We start from the raw sequence: 17,490 nt of genomic DNA on the forward strand, positions 1-17,490 counted from the left end.
CGTCTTCTGTCATTTTTTCAATCAATAATCTCAACATTTCGAATAAAAATATTTTTATCAGGCCAATCACCATCATCAGTTTCTACCGCAGCAATCTTGTCAATAACATCCATACCTCGCATTACATGCCCAAAAATGGTATAATCACCATCTAAAAAATGAGCACCATTTTTTTGGCAGACAATAAAAAACTCAAAAGGAGATGCTAGTTTGTGCGGATTTCTAATTTCGCTACTAGGCATAGAAATAACACCACGATCATGTTTAAAACCACGTTTTGTATCAGGTGGTAATAAGTATTTGCCAATATGAGCTCGTTTTCTAGCAGTTTTTACATCGTCGCTATTTCCAGCTTGAACTATAAAATTATCAATAACCCTGTAAAATTGTGTGCCGTTAAAGTATTTCTGTTTGGTTAAGAAGATAAAATTAGAGCGATGAAATTTGGTTTCGTTATAAAGTAAAATATCAATCTCGCCAAAATCGGTGGTAATACGAACTTTATTTTCTTTATGGTGTTTATCATATTTCAAGAAAAACTCCATAGCGCTTTTAGAATTTAACTTAGGAAATTCACGTTCAGGCTCTTGAAGCGTGTCTTTCTCAACCTCTTTTTCAACGGGTTTTACAATTTCAGTTTTAGAAGTGCCTTTCTTTTTAGTTTGTTTATCTTCACAATTCAGAAATAAAAGAAAAAAACTTAAAAACAATACGGTACGCATAGACTATGAGGTTTGAAGAATTTTTAAAATCAGTTTCAAAAATAAAAAATATCGCGCTACCAGCCGAAGCATCTCACTTTAAAATGGTGCCGCCTTTTCGTCAGGAACTGTTAAAAAAGCAAGAAAAAGCCATTAAAAAAGCAAAACATGCTGGGGTTTTAGCACTGTTTTATCCTGACGAAGATATGGAAACAAAATTCGTTTTAATACTAAGGAAAGCATATAAAGGAGTACATTCAGCACAAGTTGCTTTTCCTGGAGGTAAATTGGAGGCCCAAGATATATCATTGCAAGACACGGCATTAAGAGAAACTTTTGAGGAAGTAGGTGTGCCTATAGATGCTGTTAAAATTGTTAGAAATATATCTCAAGTTTATATTCCACCAAGCAATTTTTATGTGCAACCATTTATTGGTGTTACACAAACTACACCTAAATTTATTAAACAAGATGATGAGGTTGAGGTGCTGATAGAAATTGATTTAGAACATTTTTTAGATGAACAATCTCTTGTCTCTAAAAAAGTAAAAACATCCTACAGTATTGAAGTTGAGGTGCCTGCATTTAAATTGAATGATTTTGTGGTATGGGGCGCAACTGCAATGATGCTAAGCGAAATTAAAGACTTGTTAAAACAACTCTAGTAGTTTGATAGATTTATTACATTTGCATACGCGATAAGAATAAGTTTAAAAAGAGGAAGCTAAAAATTTTCAAATTTATTTATATTGAGTATTTTACCTAACCAATTTTGACGTGTGATTTATGGGATTGTTTAAAAGAAATCCATTCGGACATATACTATTTGTGAAAAAATGGCTTATTAGAATCTTTGGCGCGCTTACACATAGGCGTTTTAGAGGGTTTAATGAATTGCAAATAGAAGGTTCTGAAATTATTAAAGACTTACCAGATACTAATGTGTTATTTATTTCAAATCATCAAACCTATTTTGCCGATGTGGTATCTATGTTTCATGTTTTTAATGCAAGTTTAAGTGGGCGAACAGATTCTATTAAAAATATAGGCTACTTATGGAACCCTAAGTTAAATATTTATTACGTTGCCGCCAAAGAGACTATGAAATCTGGCTTATTACCAAAAATACTGGCTTATATAGGTTCTATTAGTATAGAACGTACGTGGAGATCTGAAGGTAAAGATGTAAACAGACAGGTTAAAATGAGCGATATTTCTAGTATTGGTAAAGCCTTAGATGATGGTTGGGTAATTACCTTTCCACAAGGTACAACCACGCCGTTTAAGCCTATTAGAAAAGGAACAGCACATATTATTAAGCGTTACAAACCAATTGTAGTGCCCATTGTTATTGATGGGTTTAGACGTTCTTTTGATAAAAAAGGATTGCGTGTCAAAAAGAAAAATATTCTTCAATCTTTTGAAATTAAAGCCCCTTTAGAAATTGATTATGATAACGAAACTACCGAAGAGATTGTAAAAAGAATAGAATACGCTATAGAACAACATCCTTCATTCTTAAAAGTAATTCCTCAAAAAGAATTGGAAGCGCTTGAAGAATTAAACAGGCTTAGACGCTGGAAAAAAGATTAAATTAATTTGGGCGTTACCTAAAGGTCGGGCTTTTCACTATATCTTTCTGCGAAGCAGTCCCGAACTAGCTTCGGGATTACGTTATCAATAAACACCTCGTTTCAAATGCTGGATTTAGTGCTCAAAGCTCCACAAAAAGGATGCCGCTGCAATCCCTAACGCACTTGTTTGCTAGATTACGTCCTTAAAATTGGCAATTATTTTATCTAACAAAAAGTTGAACACTACTTACTACAGAACCTGGTCCGGGGATACCCCCGCCGTAAGGATTAACACTACCTATTGAATACCACCAATTTCCGCTATTTACAGAGCCGTCTAAATAAGTATTGGCTCCAGAGTTTTCCAAACCACCCCAAAAACTACTTGTTGTGTCAATGCTTATGGCAATATAGCCTGCTACGGGTCTTATTGGAGAGCCTCCGCTTCGAGGGTCAAAAGTTTGACTCCAATGGTTTGTTATACCTAACGTAGGGTAATAAAGCCTAAACTCGTAAGGTGCGGCGTTTTTTAGCTCATCCAATTTACTTAAAATAGAATATTTGTCAGTGGTTAAATTAGGCGATGCCATATTAAATTCATTAGCTTCTGTATCGTTAGCCCAAAAACCACCACCAGTATTATGATTAAAAACTAGTGTCCAACCACCACCATTATTAGTCATGTCGCAATAACAGTCATAAGCTGGGTTAGCTCCAGCCCCATCAGGGTCAATTGAATATACACCATCAGTAGTAAAACCAGCATTAAAATATGCTAAGCAATTAGGTAAAGTTGAAGTAACAGTAATGTCTGTATTACAAGTATCACCCTTTCCAATAAAAGTAATAGTAAAAGTATCTGTTTGAGCGGCAGTTGGAGTGCCCGATCCACTTAGTGTTATAGTATTTAATCCTACAGTACTAAATGTTCCAGATCCAGAAAAGCTATAACCATTTACTGTATTTGTGTTTATAGTGTAAGTTTCTATAACATTAACAAGAACATTTATAGTTATTGTATTGCTACCATTTAAGGGATTGCCAATAGCATAAGTGCCATTTGCAATTGTAGAACTGCAATCTAAAGAATTAGTAGGAGATTCTCCTAAACAACCAGACCATGAAGATCCTTTGTAGTATTGGAAACAGTTGTCGTCTAAATTGTAAATAAACAAACCTTCAGCAGGAGATGCAATATTATCTCTTTGTAACGAGGTCATTCTTGGAGGTAAAAATCCTTGAGATGTAGATTCAATATCTAAGATAGAAGATGGGTCTGGTGAGGTAGTGCCTATACCAACTTGTGAGAAACTATAATAATTGCTAATAAATGCAAGTATTAAAGCAAATGTTAATTTGTGCATTTTTGAGAGACTTGAGAGACTTGAGAGTTTGTTTTTTGTAAAAATAGATAAAAAAATATACATACAAAAAAACATAGTTAATAACTCATAACAAATCCATTCTAAAAACAACATCAAAATTCCTATTTTGCGAATTCCAATAATGATTAAATATATTTGCGAAATTGAAAGTCTGTATTGCCGAAAAACCAAGTGTTGCCCGCGAGATTGCTGCTGTATTAGGAGCAAACACCAAGCGCGATGGGTATTATGAAGGCAATGGTTATGCGGTTACTTACACTTTTGGACATTTATGCACACTTAAAGAACCTGTTGATTATAAACCCTATTGGAAAAGTTGGGACTTAAATAACTTACCCATGCTTCCAGAAAAGTTTGAAACTAAAGTGTCGCCTAACTCTGGTATAAAAAAGCAATTTAACATTGTAAAAAGGCTATTTGATAAAGCCGATGTTGTTATAAACTGCGGGGATGCAGGACAAGAAGGAGAACTTATTCAACGATGGGTGATGAACGAAGCCAATTACAAAGGCGAGGTGCAACGGTTATGGATTTCCTCATTAACTACAGAAGCGATTAAAGAAGGCTTTAAAAATTTAAAACCATCAAAAGATTACGATAATTTATATTACGCAGGATTCTCGAGATCTATTGGCGATTGGTTATTAGGTATTAATGCGACTAGGTTATACACCGTAAAACATGGCGGATATAAACAAGTGTTATCGGTTGGTCGGGTGCAAACACCTACATTGGCGATGGTTGTTAATAGATTTAAAGACATTGAAAATTTTAAACCACAACCGTATTGGGAATTGCAAACCTTGTATAGAGATATTTTATTTAGTTATGAAGACGGACGTTTTCTTAAAAAGGAAGATGGAGAAGCTCTGGCCAATAAAGTAAAGGAAAGCGATTTTGAAATTCAATCAATTACCAAAAAGAAAGGGAAAGAATACGCTCCTAAACTATTCGATTTAACAGGCTTACAGGTGTATTGTAATACTAAGTTTGGTTTCTCTGCAGATGAAACCTTGAAGATTGTTCAGAAGTTATATGAACAAAAAGTGGTAACTTATCCTAGAGTAGATACCACATTTTTACCGAATGATGTGTATCCAAAAGTATCCGGAATACTTCAAAAGCTAACCAACTATATAAAATTAACGAAACCACTTTTAGGTAAAAAAATAAAGAAGTCTGCTAAAGTTTTTAACGATAAAAAAGTAACAGATCATCATGCCATTATTCCAACGGGCATGCAGACTAATTTGCAATACAATCAGCAACAGGTTTACGATATTATTGTAAAACGTTTTATTGCAGTGTTTTATGATGATTGTATTGTGGCAAACACGACAGTTTTAGGACATGCTGCAAAAGTGGTTTTTAAAACAACAGGAAAAGAAATTTTAGAAAAAGGTTGGCGAATTGTTTTTGACACTTCGACTGCGCTCAGTGTGACAAAGGATAATTTGTTACCTCAGTTTGTTAAAGGCGAAAAAGGGCCTCATGAGCCATCATTTTTAGAAAAAGAAACCAAGCCCCCAAATCAGTTTACAGAAGCAACATTATTGCGTGCTATGGAAACGGCTGGCAAACAGGTAGATGACGAAGAATTACGAGATTTAATGAAAGAGAACGGTATTGGAAGACCTTCTACTAGAGCCAATATTATTGAAACACTTTTTAGACGTAAATATATAAAGCGAAATAAAAAACAAGTGCTGCCAACGGTAACAGGAATCCAGTTAATTGATACGATTCAAAACGATTTATTAAAATCTGCTGAATTGACTGGCTCTTGGGAAAAGCAGTTAAAAGATATTGAAAAGGGTGAATTTACAGCAGCAGCATTCATTAAAAACATGAAGCGTATGGTAGATGCTTTGGTTTATGAGGTGCGAAGCGAAACCAAGCGTGCTAATATTTCGCATGCTGTAACCGTTAAAAAACGTATTGCAAAAGTTGAAGCTAAAAATGATGCTGGTATTACTGCTGAAAAATGCCCAAAATGTAAACAGGCACAAATTATTAAAGGAAAATCGGCTTATGGTTGTGCTGCTTATAAAACGGGTTGCAATTTTGTAATGCCGTTTAAGTTTGGTGATAAAAAAATTTCAGAAAAACAATTTATAAGACTGCTTCAAAAAGGATCTACAGTTAATCTGAAGGGTTTTAAAACGGGTTCTGGCACAGTTGAAGGATTGCTTCGATTTGATGATAATTTCAAGCTTAAATTGGAGCCTAAAACAACTACTGTTAAAGCAAAACCAAATGAATTAACTTGTCCTAAATGCAAAAAAGGAACTGTTATAAAAGGAAAAACAGCTTATGGTTGTAGTGCTTATAAATCGGGATGTGATTTTAAAGTAACGTTTGATACGGTAAGAGCAAAGATAAATGGGCAAACACCAACTAGAGAGCTCGTTCATAATATTTTGAATGGAAGCATCTAAAACGCAGCATAGGCATTTTATAATCTTCAAGCCTTTTGGGTGTTTGAGTCAGTTTGCAAGTAACGACTCGAAACAACAATCTAAAATATTTCTTGGTAGTTTACATGATTTTCCTGAAGGCATTATGGCTATTGGTAGGTTAGACGAGAAGTCTGAAGGCATATTGTTATTAACTACAGATGGTAAAATGAGTGCTCACATAAACAGCAGAAAAGTAGAAAAAGAATATTATGCTCAGGTTGATGGCGATATTTCTACTGAAGCTCTCCAGGAATTAAAAACAGGTGTTGAAATAGGTTTTGATGGTGGAAAATATAAAACAAAGCCATGTAAAGCGATGAAGTTAGAGGGTGCTCCTGATTTACCAAATCGAGGAAAAAAGATTCGAGATGATAGGCATGGGCCAACATCGTGGGTGTCTATTACATTAAAAGAAGGTAAGTTTAGGCAGGTTAGGAAAATGACTTCTGCTGTTGGTTTTCCAACCTTACGATTAGTACGTGTTAGAGTAGGAGGTATTCATATAAACAATATGCAGGCCGGTGATGTTGTTGAGGTTGATGATTTTGGGGTTTCAGTGGTTTAGCCAAGTGAATTTCTAGTTTTTTAATAGCTATTGTCTAATACTAATTATGGCTTTAGTTTATCATTTGACTTTGTCAGAAAAATTTGCTAACTTCGTTTAACGCTAGATAAAAAACATTGAAACGATTTTTTATCAGTGAATCGTTACCACACATTTGAAGTATTAGTGTGCAAATACTATTAAAGTACAAACCAAAATCACAATTTAAACTATATTAAAATGAAATCTTTAAAATATCTAATACTTAACTTAATTATATTAGTCTTATTTGTTACTTGTAAAAACAGCCAAGACAAGGTTTCAGAAACTAATGAATTTAAAGTTGAATTTGAAAAATATAGACTAGACAATGGTCTGCAAGTCATTTTACACATAGATCGTTCAGACCCCGTGGTTGCTGTAGCCTTAACAAGTCATGTTGGTTCTGCAAGAGAAATAAAGGGTCGGACTGGATTTGCTCATTTATTTGAGCATTTATTATTCTTAGAATCTGAAAATTTAGGTAAAGGTGGGCTTGACAAAATGAGTGCACGCATTGGCGGTTCTGGAGCTAATGGAAATACAAACCGAGACAGAACTAACTACCATCAAACAGTTCCAAAAGATGCTTTAGAAAAAATGATTTGGGCTGAAGCAGACAAATTAGGTTACTTTATTAATACCGTAACAGATCCAGTTTTAGCAAAAGAAAAACAAGTTGTTAAAAACGAAAAACGTCAAAGAGTAGATAATCGTCCTTATGGACATACTTTTTACGTCATAGACAAAAACCTATATCCAGAAGGGCATCCATACAGCTGGGAAGTAATAGGATCTTTAGAAGACCTGCAAAATGCTACATTACAAGATGTAAAAGATTTTTATAATCGCTGGTACGTACCAAACAATGTCACCTTAACAATTGCTGGTGATTTTGATGTAGATCAAGCCATAGAATGGGTTAATAAATACTTCAGTGAAATTAAACGAGGTGAAGACATTCCAAAAATGGAAAAACAACCAGTGACTTTATCTGAAACAAAAAAATTGTACTACGAAGACAACTTTGCAAGAGTACCACAATTAACTTTGACTTGGCCTGGAGTTTATCAATATCATCCTGATTCTTATGCTTTAGAGGTGCTTTCTAACTATTTGGCACAAGGAAAAAAAGCCCCTTTGTATAAAGTCCTAGTTGAAGACAAAAAGCTAACCGATGGAGTAAATGCTGGTCAGTACAACTCCGAAATAGCAGGTCAGTTTATGATGCGTGTAACAGCATTTCCAGATACAAGTCTTCAAGAAGTTCTTGATGGTATTGAAGAAGGTCTAGCAAAATTTGAAGCTGAAGGCATATCAGAAGCAGATTTAGATCGTATTAAAGCTGGTCAAGAAACTAGTTTTTATAACAGTCTTTCAAGTGTTCTGGGTAAAGGATTTCAGTTAGCTCAATACGAGATTTTTGCTGAAGATCCTGGGTTTGTAAATCAAGATGTAAAAAATATTTTGGCTGTTACTCCTGATGACGTAATACGTGTTTATAATAAATATGTTAAGGACAAAAACTTTGTTGCAACCAGCTTTGTCCCAAAAGGTCAAAAAGAATTAGCTCTTATTAGCTCAACATTAGCAGATGTTGTTGAAGAACCTATAATTGAAGGTGCCGAAGAAACTTTTGATGCAACTATAGTTGCCAATTACAAAAAAACACCTTCAAGCTTCGATAGAAGCGTTGAACCTCCTTATGGTGAAAGTCCAAACGTAAAAGTTCCAGAAGTTTGGAAAGACGAGTTATCTTCTGGCATAAAATTATTTGGTATAGAAAATAACGAAGTGCCTTTAGTACAATTCCTAATACAATTAAAAGGAGGAATGCTTTTAGAACATACTGATAAAATTGGAGTATCAAACTTACTTGCAGATTTAATAACCAAAGGCACAGCTACTAAAACTCCCGAAGAACTTGAAACTGCCATTGAAACACTTGGTGCTTCTATTAACGGATCAGCAACCAAAGAAGCTATTATTATTAGTGGAAATACTTTGGCTAAAAATTATGACAAAACAATGGCTTTGGTTGAAGAAATACTCCTAGAACCACGTTGGGACGAAAAGGAATTTGAACTTCTTAAACAAAGTAATTTAAGTCAAATTGAACGCCAAAAAGCCGACCCAAACAGCATAGCAGTAAACGAGTTTGATAAATTAATTTACGGCGAAAATCATATATTATCAAATGATAACTTAGGAACTAAATCTTCTGTAAATGGTATTACCATGAATGATTTAAAAGCATATTATAATTCCTATTTCGCTCCTAACCTGGCTAAAATTCATGTGGTGGGAGCTATTTCAAAAGATGATGTTACTAAGTCGTTAGTTAATTTAAACAACAAGTGGACACCAAAAAATATTGAATTTCCTATAGTTTCAGATCCAATAGCTCCAGAAACTTCAAAAGTATATTTTTATGATGTTCCAGGAGCTAAACAGTCCGTAATTCAATTTGGCTATCCAGCTTTATCTGCTACTGATGCCGATTATTATCCAGCTAGTTTACTTAACTATCGATTAGGTGGTGGTGGATTTGCCTCTCAACTTACACAACAGTTACGCGAAGAAAAAGGGTACACTTATAGGATACGTTCCAGATTTGTTGGGTCAACTATTAAAGGACCCTTTGAAATAAGTAGTGGAGTTCGTTCTAACGTTACGTATGAATCCACCACTCTGATTAAAGAAATTTTAGAAAACTACGGCAAGAATTTTAATGAGAACGATTTGGAAGTAACCAAAGGATATATGCTTAGAAGTGGAGCAAGAGCTTTTGAAACCTTAGGCAGTAAATTAAATATGCTAACAAACATTAGTAATTATGGGTACACTGATGATTATGCTAAACAAAACGAAGCTATTGTTAAAACGTTAACTGTTGAAGACGTTCAGGATTTAGCCAAAAAATATATACGTCCAAATAAGATGAATTATCTTATAGTTGGAGATGCAGCTACACAATTAGATAAATTGGAGAAACTTGGATTTGGCAAACCTATTATTTTAAAGTAAAATTCTGATTAAAAACGTGTGGTAAACAATGTATATAAAAAATAGGCGAAACAGCTGTATAATCAAGGTTTTCGGCTCGTATCAAACTTGGTGCTCAACTGAAAGTGAAGTACTTCGTAATCGCCTACTTTTCATATACTAACCGTTAAACGAACCTCTCCAAAAACAAACCACTTTTAAATTTAAAAACCTAAGCTAGCAAACAAGTGCGTTAGGGATTGCAGTGGAAAGCCCACAGCGACCCGATTTTTCGAGGAAGCGAGGACTTGTAACGTAAAGCCCGACCCTTGTGGTAACGCCCAAATAATTATTCGACTTCTAGCTTTTTTAATTCTTTATAGTTTCGGTTTAAGCGTTTTAGTAAAAGCCCATAAATAAGCTTGTAGAATAACCAAATAACAAGTACAAAAACAGCAGTAATTAGCGTAATTACTAATATAATTAGGGCCATTTTTTTGTCGCTAATGCTTGCAAAATCTATGGCAGTATTTGGGGCGTTATGCAATGCATAATAAAAACCAATAATAAGAGAAAGACCAGCTACAATAAGATTGTAAAGCACGTAGTATTTAATGATTTTACGCGTTTTTAAAATACTTTCCATTAATTTTTTAGCACTATCTGTAATGGAGATGGATTTGTATGATTTATAGAGTAAATAAATGAATAGAAGAATAATGGCATAACTAATAATGGTTATGCTTTTGAAAATGAAATCGTTTTGGAATACACCGTCTAGCCTTTGCTTGTATGTGTCTGATGTGAAATAGGGAATGGAATTGACTAAAATCCAGAAGATAAGCTCCGCAATGCTAATGTAAAATAAGGTCTTTACAATGGAAGACGATTTTTTATGCAGCATCGGGTAGATATCTTTAACCGAGAGTTTCTTTTTTGAAGACTCGTTATCCCAGTCTTTCTTTAATAAATCTAATCCATCCATGAGCTTACGGATTTAAAATGGTTCTAAGTTTAGTTTTTATTCTATTCATCTTCACACGCGCATTCACTTGAGTTATCCCCAAAGTTTCACTAATTTCGTTATAGTTTTTGTCTTCTAAATACAAAAAGACAAGTGCTTTATCAATATCATTTAATTGGTGTACAGCTTTGTAGAGTACTTTTAGTTGTTGCTCTTCTGTATCATCATAATCTTCTGCTTTTATTTTAAATTCAACACCTTGAAAATCTTGAGTTTTTATAGAGCGTTTAGATTTTCTGTATAATGTAATGGCAGTATTTAATCCCACACGATACATCCATGTACTGAATTTTGCATCACCTCGAAATTTAGGATACGCCTTCCAGAGTTGAATGGTTATTTCTTGAAATAAATCATTATGAGCATCATAATTATTAGTGTACAAACGGCAAACTTTGTGCACAATATTTTGATGCTTTTCTAACAATTCAACAAAACTATGTTCTAGTTCTTTATTCAATGGTGTGGTTTAGTTATTATGTAAGTAGCTTATTTTTTTAAAACGTTACACAATGATTGAAATAATATTAAAAAATAGTAAATATTTTCTAAAAGGGTATAACGCTTTTGAGTTGGCTAGGTTTTTGTAATATGTGAGTTAATAATTTTAAAATTTAAATTAATCATTTACACATTGATATATAATTATTTGGTTTATAAGGATTTAATAATGATGAATAGATTTTGTCTATGATTGCTTTTTTATACCTAAAACGATAAATAATTGAGCAATTGAATAAGTTAGCATAATGCTAATGCTAGAAAAAGGTAATGGCTTATAAAATTTATTTAAAGCCAATAAACTATCCGAAGTTATAAAAAAAAGGGCGCCCAAAAAAACTAAAATGTAACTACTTTTAGAGACACTTCCCTTTCGGAAAAAAGCAGTAATCACCATCAATAAAATTATAAACATATACATAATAACAGGTCATAATAAATCACCTAATCCATCTTTCAAAAAAGAAAATAATCCAATAGCATAAACAAGTAAGATTGTGATTAATGGAACGGTATTGATTGAATTGTTTTTCTTTCTTAAAAATGTAAAAACATACATAAGGTGAGCTAGTAAAAATGACACTAATCCACCTATAAAAAAGTTAGTAGATGTATTTACAAACATTAAAAATAGATCACCCAAAAGTGAGAATATTAATGCTAAAAAAGTAAACCGTCTAGTTTTAATGTCGAGATGCTTTCCATACTTCCAAAAGAAAAAAATAAGCGATATTAAAATTAAGGGTTTGGTTAAATAATGATATGTTGTTAAGCTTTGTGTATTATCGCAAACTAATTCGGCAATAACAATAATTAAGAAAATTAATGAGAATGATTTTTCTGTTTTAGAAAGCATGCAATCGATTTTATCAAATATATTCAATTCATCATTAAAATTTTACAATTCGGTTAGTATTAGTTTTTTCATTTTAGCCAATGGTTCAATTTTGCTTCATCAAGTAAAAACGAACAAACTATTAACTAAAATGAAAAATCTATTATTAATTTTAAGTTTAATTATTACAAGTCAGTTTACAGCTCAAACAATTATTAATGGAAAAGTAACAGATAACAAAGGCATACCAATTTCTGGAGCAAACATTTATTTAGATACTACTTATGACGGAAGTACAACCGATGACAATGGCTTATTTTCTTTTAAAACAAAGGAAACAGGAACACAAACTTTAGTCGTTTCCTTTTTGTCTTATGAAACTTTTACCATGGTTGGTGATGTGTTAGACATGAAAAACATTACGGTTAAACTTCGCGAAGATGTTAACGCTTTAGATGCAGTTGTATTATCTGCAGGAACATTTTCGGCAGGCGATAATAGTAAAGTAAATGTATTGAAGCCGCTAGATGTGGTAACAACCGCAAGTGCTTTGGGTGATTTTGTTGGCGCCCTACAAACTTTGCCAGGAACAACAACTGTTGCTGAAGATGGTAGATTGTTTGTGCGTGGTGGCGATGCCAATGAAACTCAAATTTTTATTGATGGTATTCGGGTGTTTACACCTTATTCGCCAACAACTAATAATACACCTACAAGAGGGCGTTATTCACCATTTTTGTTTGATGGTATTACCTTTTCTACTGGTGGATACTCTGCAGAGTTTGGGCAAGCCTTATCGAGTGTATTACTTTTAAACACCATTGATGAACCCGACCAAGAAAAAACCGATATTGGCATCATGAGTGTTGGGGCTACACTTGGTAATACCCAAAAATGGGCTAAAAGTTCATTAAGTGTTAATGCATCATATATCAATTTAGCACCTTATGACGCTATATTTAAAAACAGAAATGATTGGATAAAATCTTATCAAACAGCATCTGGTGAGGCTGTTTATAGAAAGAAAACCAATTCGGGGTTATTTAAACTTTATGGTGCTTTTGATGCTACAAATTTTGAACTTATACAAGAAGATATAAACGAACCAGAAGGCGCTTATTTCAAATTAAACAATAACAACGTTTATTTAAACGGATCGTATCAAGGCGTTTTAAACGACACTTGGACACTCTTTGGAGGTGTTAGCTATACACATGCTAAAAACAATTTAAATATTATTGAAAGCACTATTAATGACACTGAAAACTCATTGCACGCCAAGGTTAAGCTTAAAAATAGAATTAGTAACAGGCTGAAACTGTATTTTGGTGCAGAGTACTTTGCAACCGATTTTGAAGAATCTTATAATGATGAAACTATCAATACTGTTAATTATGGTTATAATAATAATATAGCAGCAGCTTATGCCGAAGCAGATATTTTTATATCTAAAAAGCTAGCTTTTAAAACAGGTTTACGCGGTGAGTATAGTGCCTTGTTTAAAGATTTCTCCTTAGCTCCTAGATTGTCTTTGGCTTATAAAACCACAGATAAAAGTCAAGTATCATTGGCGTATGGTAATTTTTACCAAAACCCATCGAGTAATATTTTAAAGTTTAATCAAGAATTAAAAGCTGAAAACACATCGCATTATATTTTTAATTATCAATACAATGTAGATAGAAAACTATTTAGAGCTGAAGCATATTATAAAACCTATAACAATTTGGTGAAATACGATAGCGATTTCGCAAACTTTGATAGTAATTATAGCAACAGCGGAAGTGGTTTTGCAAGAGGTATCGATTTCTTTTGGAGAGACAGTAAAAGCATCAAAAACTTTGATTATTGGGCAAGTTACTCGTTTTTAGACACAGAACGTAATTATAAAAACTACCCAACCAAAGCACAACCTAATTTTGCAAATACCCATAACTTATCTTTGGTTGGCAAATATTGGGTAGACAAATGGCGCAGTCAAGTTGGGTTTAGTTATGCTTATGCCTCAGGTAGAACCTATACCAATCCTAACGAATCTGGTTTTTTAAATAATAAAACTAAAGCCTTTAATAGTCTGAGTTTAAATTGGGCATATTTAATTAGTCCACAAAAAATACTTTATGCTTCTGTAAATAATGTGTTAGGTTTTAAAAATATTTACGGTTACCAATACGCCAATACGCCAGATGTAAATGGTAATTTTAACAGACGTGCTTTATATCCTGCAGCAGACCAATTCTTTTTTGTAGGATTCTTTTGGACGATAAGTGAAGATAAAAAGAGTAACCAGTTGGATAATTTATAGGGCGTTACCCTATATCCTGAATTTAGTTCAGGACCTAGGGTCGGGCTATCCGTTACAAGTCCTCGCACTTCTCCCGACAACTATCGGGATCAGGCTGTGGGCTTTCCACTGCTATCCCTAACGCGGGCATATCTGCTAGCTTGGTTTTTTAAACTGAAAGTGGTTTTGTTTTTAGGACAGGTTCGCTTACCGTTAAATATATGGCGAGTTGGGCAGAAAATAAACGATTACTTTCAGTTTAGCCACAAGCCAAATCTTTTTATTTTGTTTTAATTTTTCTCATTTAATACCAAATCAAAAGATTTGGCGGACTTAGTAAATAGACAACAACCTTTGGATTAAACACTAATCGCCCAATTTGCTATATATAATGCTGCGCGTTCGGCTTTATTTTTTATTTACCGTTATCTTTTCGTGAAATTTAGTTTCTAAAATCCGTAGCAACTTTTCAAGTTCTTGTTTTTTTAGATTTAATCCTATTATTACTTTTTCTCCAATCAAGTTAACTTCAAGTTTCTCTTTGGTTACGTTTATGTTGATTTTTCCAAAAGGGTCGAAACTCTCATTCGATTCTGAAGATTCTAAGTGATAACATTCCGTGTCATATTCATATTCATCTTCAGCGTAAGTCTTTTGTATTAAAAGATATTTTTCAACACTATTCATTATCTCCTCATCAGTTTTATACTGGTCATCTGCTGACCTTGAATCTGAAAATATCACAGTACACCCCAATTCTTCATCTTGGATTGTTAGTTCTATACATTGAAAATTAATTTCCATTTTGTTTGTCTAATAATAGCATTTTGTTTTCATTCTTCTGTTTTTTTAGCTGACGCACAACGTTGATGTGGATATGAAATCGTTTTAATGTTTTATATCCTACGTTACCTGCCTGTCGGCAGACAGGAACGAAGGTAGCTGAAATTTTTTATAAAGTCAAGCAACAATCCAAAATCAATAATCTCATTCAATCCCGAAATTTTGACATTCCATCAAAACCTAAAAATGAAAAAATGACAGAAATCTGTTAAAAAAATATTAAGAAAATGTCATATATAAAAAGAGAATACCTTTTGGTATTTTATTTGCTTATTTATCAGTGAAAATAAATGTTTAACTTAAATTTTTAATTATGAGTAATTTAGCAACATTACCGAAAAATGGAGGTTTAGCAAATAATAATACGGCACAAAACTTCCAATCGTTATCTAACTGGTTTGATGATTTTTCACTCGGAGAACTTCCTTCGTTATTTGCTTCAAACTTTAACACAGGTATATCACTTCCTAAAGTAAATGTTAAAGAGGAAGCTGATGCTTTTGTTGTAGAAATGGCAGTACCAGGATTGATAAAATCTGACTTCAATTTAAATTTAGAAAATAATATTCTGTCTATTTCTGCTGAAATTGAAGAAAATAATGAAGAAAAAGAAGATGGTTACACAAGAAGAGAATTTGGTTATTCTTCTTTTAAAAGAACCTTCGCTTTGCCTGAAACTGTTGAGGATAGCAAAATAAACGCAAAGTATAATGAGGGTATTTTGAATATACATCTCCCTAAAAAAGAAGAAGCAAAACAAAAACCAGCAAGAAGTATCAAAATTTCTTGATTGTAGATGACAAACAAATTTTTAAGAGACTGTCTGAAAAGTCAATTTTGGAGTAAATTGTCACATTGAGCGCAGTCGAAATGCATTGGAAATCAAGATTATAACGTTTTCGACTGCGCTCAAACTGACAACTCGAAAAACTTTTCAGACAGTCTCTTTGTATGCTTAAATATATCTAAAACCGAATATAAAATACGACATCATCAGAATATGGGATTTATTTTACGATATGACAAATATCATATTTGTTTTGCTGAGTATATGATAATTTTACACTATTGAAATTATGATGATGATTCATCAGTTAAAAACTAAATGTTATGGAAGCTAAAAAGAATCCACAACTAGAAATAGGAAGAAACAGTAGCATATATTTTGCTATTGGGTTGAACTTAATGTTACTTCTATCTTGGAGCGCTTTAGAATATAGAACATACGAAAGAGACGATGTAGATATTGATGTTGTAGAAATGCAAAGCGAATTTGAAGAAGAAATCCCAATAATTAATGTAAACACACCGCCACCGCCACCTCCACCAGTAGTAATGAGCGAAGCTGTTGAAATTGTAGAGGATGCTGAAGAAATTGAAGAAACGGTCATTGAAAGTACGGAAATAGGACAAGACGATGCTATTGAAGCTATTGTTGATGTGGCCGATGTTGAAGTTGAAGATATAGATGAAGACGTACAAGTAGCATTTGCAGTTATTGAAGATGTACCTGTGTTTCCGGGTTGCGAAAAGTTATCTAAAAAAGCTACTAAAGATTGTTTTCAGAAAAAAATACAACAGCATGTAGCTTCTAACTTTAACTACCCTCAAACTGCTTTAGATCTAGGTATTCAAGGGAGGGTATCGGTTATATTTGTAATTGATAAAACTGGACGTATTATTGGAATTCGATCTAGAGGTCCTGATAAAATTTTAGAAAAAGAAGCAGAACGAATTATTAGTATATTGCCAAAAATGAAACCTGGCAGACAGCGTGGTAAACCTGTAAAAGTGGCTTATGCTGTGCCTATCTTCTTCAAATTTCAAGAAGGTTAATTAGTGTTTGGACGGAAACACAGCAAAATTAAATTTGTTTCTTTTTGCGCCCTTTCAGTTTATTTTTAATCGCTTGATACTAAGGCATCAACTCATAAAAACTAAACAAAAATGACATCAAAAATAATTCAAATTATAAAAATCGTCTGTTTCCGTCCAGACACTAATTAGGTAGTAAGACGTTTATTTGATATAATATCAATGTGAGGAAAAGGCAATCTGAATATTTTCAGATTGCCTTTATATTTTATACCTGTGCTTGAATGCATCATTATGTAGTATCAGTTTTCTAAAGTCACTAGGCTTTTTTCCTAATTCAATTTTAAGCCATCACTTTCTTCTATAAGCTTATCAAAATTTGCTTCACCAACGTTGTATTGTAATTTGTGTTATAGGTGGAATTATAATAAAGTTATACGAGGTTTAACATTTCATCAACAAAAAATAACAGTTCGGTAAGTCATTTTTTAAAAAATGCTC

Annotated in this window: 13 protein-coding genes and 1 pseudogene; 8 read left to right on the top strand and 6 right to left on the bottom strand. The window is 33.2% G+C overall.

Annotated features, from left to right (window positions below; translation table 11 throughout):
• Positions 1 to 17: 17 nt before the first annotated feature.
• Positions 18 to 722, bottom strand: a complete 705-nt coding sequence (locus tag AAC024_RS13565) for a peptidylprolyl isomerase (RefSeq protein ID WP_339896026.1) — start codon at positions 720 to 722, stop codon at positions 18 to 20.
• A gap of 5 nt (positions 723 to 727) precedes the next feature.
• On the opposite strand from AAC024_RS13565, the gene AAC024_RS13570 reads away from it, so the two are divergent.
• Complete coding sequence (locus tag AAC024_RS13570) at positions 728 to 1,366, top strand: CoA pyrophosphatase (RefSeq protein ID WP_339896027.1); 639 nt, start codon at positions 728 to 730, stop codon at positions 1,364 to 1,366.
• Between the two features lie 121 nt (positions 1,367 to 1,487).
• On the top strand, positions 1,488 to 2,294 hold the full coding sequence (locus AAC024_RS13575) for a lysophospholipid acyltransferase family protein (RefSeq protein ID WP_339896028.1): 807 nt from the start codon (positions 1,488 to 1,490) through the stop codon (positions 2,292 to 2,294).
• A gap of 202 nt (positions 2,295 to 2,496) precedes the next feature.
• Here AAC024_RS13575 and AAC024_RS13580 read toward each other — a convergent pair whose 3' ends face one another.
• The gene (locus AAC024_RS13580; protein WP_339896029.1) at positions 2,497 to 3,639 is read right to left on the bottom strand and encodes a fibrinogen-like YCDxxxxGGGW domain-containing protein; all 1,143 of its coding nucleotides are present in this window, start codon (positions 3,637 to 3,639) and stop codon (positions 2,497 to 2,499) included.
• Between the two features lie 164 nt (positions 3,640 to 3,803).
• Here AAC024_RS13580 and AAC024_RS13585 point away from each other — a divergent pair, with 164 nt between their 5' ends.
• From AAC024_RS13585 to AAC024_RS13595, 3 genes are all read left to right on the top strand, one after another.
• Positions 3,804 to 6,098 (top strand): DNA topoisomerase 3, encoded by a 2,295-nt coding sequence (locus tag AAC024_RS13585; protein ID WP_339896030.1) that lies wholly within the window; start codon positions 3,804 to 3,806, stop codon positions 6,096 to 6,098.
• Positions 6,085 to 6,684, top strand: coding sequence for a pseudouridine synthase (locus tag AAC024_RS13590; RefSeq protein ID WP_339896031.1), 600 nt, complete (start codon positions 6,085 to 6,087; stop codon positions 6,682 to 6,684). The genes AAC024_RS13585 and AAC024_RS13590 overlap by 14 nt, the downstream gene beginning before the upstream one ends.
• Positions 6,685 to 6,903: 219 nt before the next feature.
• Positions 6,904 to 9,729, top strand: coding sequence for a pitrilysin family protein (locus tag AAC024_RS13595; RefSeq protein ID WP_339896032.1), 2,826 nt, complete (start codon positions 6,904 to 6,906; stop codon positions 9,727 to 9,729).
• A gap of 307 nt (positions 9,730 to 10,036) precedes the next feature.
• On the opposite strand, the gene AAC024_RS13600 is transcribed toward AAC024_RS13595, so the two are convergent.
• The 3 genes and pseudogenes from AAC024_RS13600 to AAC024_RS13610 all read right to left on the bottom strand — a co-directional run bounded on the left by AAC024_RS13600 (position 10,037) and on the right by AAC024_RS13610 (position 12,068).
• Positions 10,037 to 10,672, bottom strand: a complete 636-nt coding sequence (locus AAC024_RS13600) for a hypothetical protein (RefSeq protein WP_339896033.1) — start codon at positions 10,670 to 10,672, stop codon at positions 10,037 to 10,039.
• 4 nt (positions 10,673 to 10,676) lie between these two features.
• A complete protein-coding gene (locus tag AAC024_RS13605; RefSeq protein WP_339896034.1) occupies positions 10,677 to 11,171 on the bottom strand; it encodes a sigma-70 family RNA polymerase sigma factor in 495 nt (164 codons plus the stop codon).
• 228 nt (positions 11,172 to 11,399) lie between these two features.
• A pseudogene (locus AAC024_RS13610) lies at positions 11,400 to 12,068 on the bottom strand (lysoplasmalogenase).
• A gap of 130 nt (positions 12,069 to 12,198) precedes the next feature.
• On the opposite strand from AAC024_RS13610, the gene AAC024_RS13615 reads away from it, so the two are divergent.
• Positions 12,199 to 14,352 (top strand): TonB-dependent receptor, encoded by a 2,154-nt coding sequence (locus AAC024_RS13615; RefSeq protein WP_339896035.1) that lies wholly within the window; start codon positions 12,199 to 12,201, stop codon positions 14,350 to 14,352.
• A 387-nt stretch (positions 14,353 to 14,739) separates the two neighbouring features.
• Here AAC024_RS13615 and AAC024_RS13620 read toward each other — a convergent pair whose 3' ends face one another.
• Positions 14,740 to 15,135: a hypothetical protein gene (locus tag AAC024_RS13620; RefSeq protein WP_339896036.1), complete on the bottom strand. Its 396-nt coding sequence runs from the start codon at positions 15,133 to 15,135 to the stop codon at positions 14,740 to 14,742.
• Between the two features lie 352 nt (positions 15,136 to 15,487).
• Here AAC024_RS13620 and AAC024_RS13625 point away from each other — a divergent pair, with 352 nt between their 5' ends.
• On the top strand, positions 15,488 to 15,964 hold the full coding sequence (locus AAC024_RS13625) for an Hsp20/alpha crystallin family protein (protein WP_339896037.1): 477 nt from the start codon (positions 15,488 to 15,490) through the stop codon (positions 15,962 to 15,964).
• A gap of 320 nt (positions 15,965 to 16,284) precedes the next feature.
• Positions 16,285 to 17,010, top strand: a complete 726-nt coding sequence (locus AAC024_RS13630; protein WP_339896038.1) for an energy transducer TonB — start codon at positions 16,285 to 16,287, stop codon at positions 17,008 to 17,010.
• Positions 17,011 to 17,490: the final 480 nt, after the last annotated feature.

The organism is uncultured Algibacter sp. (assembly GCF_963976535.1).
Classification (GTDB): domain Bacteria; phylum Bacteroidota; class Bacteroidia; order Flavobacteriales; family Flavobacteriaceae; genus Algibacter_B.

Bases quoted from the DNA above. Each gene is read 5' to 3' on its own strand.
- AAC024_RS13565 (WP_339896026.1), bottom strand. From the start codon at position 722: ATGCGTACCGTATTGTTTTTAAGTTTTTTTCTTTTATTTCTGAATTGT.
- AAC024_RS13570 (WP_339896027.1), top strand. From the start codon at position 728: ATGAGGTTTGAAGAATTTTTAAAATCAGTTTCAAAAATAAAAAATATC.
- AAC024_RS13575 (WP_339896028.1), top strand. From the start codon at position 1,488: ATGGGATTGTTTAAAAGAAATCCATTCGGACATATACTATTTGTGAAA.
- AAC024_RS13580 (WP_339896029.1), bottom strand. From the start codon at position 3,639: ATGCACAAATTAACATTTGCTTTAATACTTGCATTTATTAGCAATTAT.
- AAC024_RS13590 (WP_339896031.1), top strand. From the start codon at position 6,085: ATGGAAGCATCTAAAACGCAGCATAGGCATTTTATAATCTTCAAGCCT.
- AAC024_RS13595 (WP_339896032.1), top strand. From the start codon at position 6,904: ATGAAATCTTTAAAATATCTAATACTTAACTTAATTATATTAGTCTTA.
- AAC024_RS13600 (WP_339896033.1), bottom strand. From the start codon at position 10,672: ATGGATGGATTAGATTTATTAAAGAAAGACTGGGATAACGAGTCTTCA.
- AAC024_RS13615 (WP_339896035.1), top strand. From the start codon at position 12,199: ATGAAAAATCTATTATTAATTTTAAGTTTAATTATTACAAGTCAGTTT.
- AAC024_RS13620 (WP_339896036.1), bottom strand. From the start codon at position 15,135: ATGGAAATTAATTTTCAATGTATAGAACTAACAATCCAAGATGAAGAA.
- AAC024_RS13625 (WP_339896037.1), top strand. From the start codon at position 15,488: ATGAGTAATTTAGCAACATTACCGAAAAATGGAGGTTTAGCAAATAAT.
- AAC024_RS13630 (WP_339896038.1), top strand. From the start codon at position 16,285: ATGGAAGCTAAAAAGAATCCACAACTAGAAATAGGAAGAAACAGTAGC.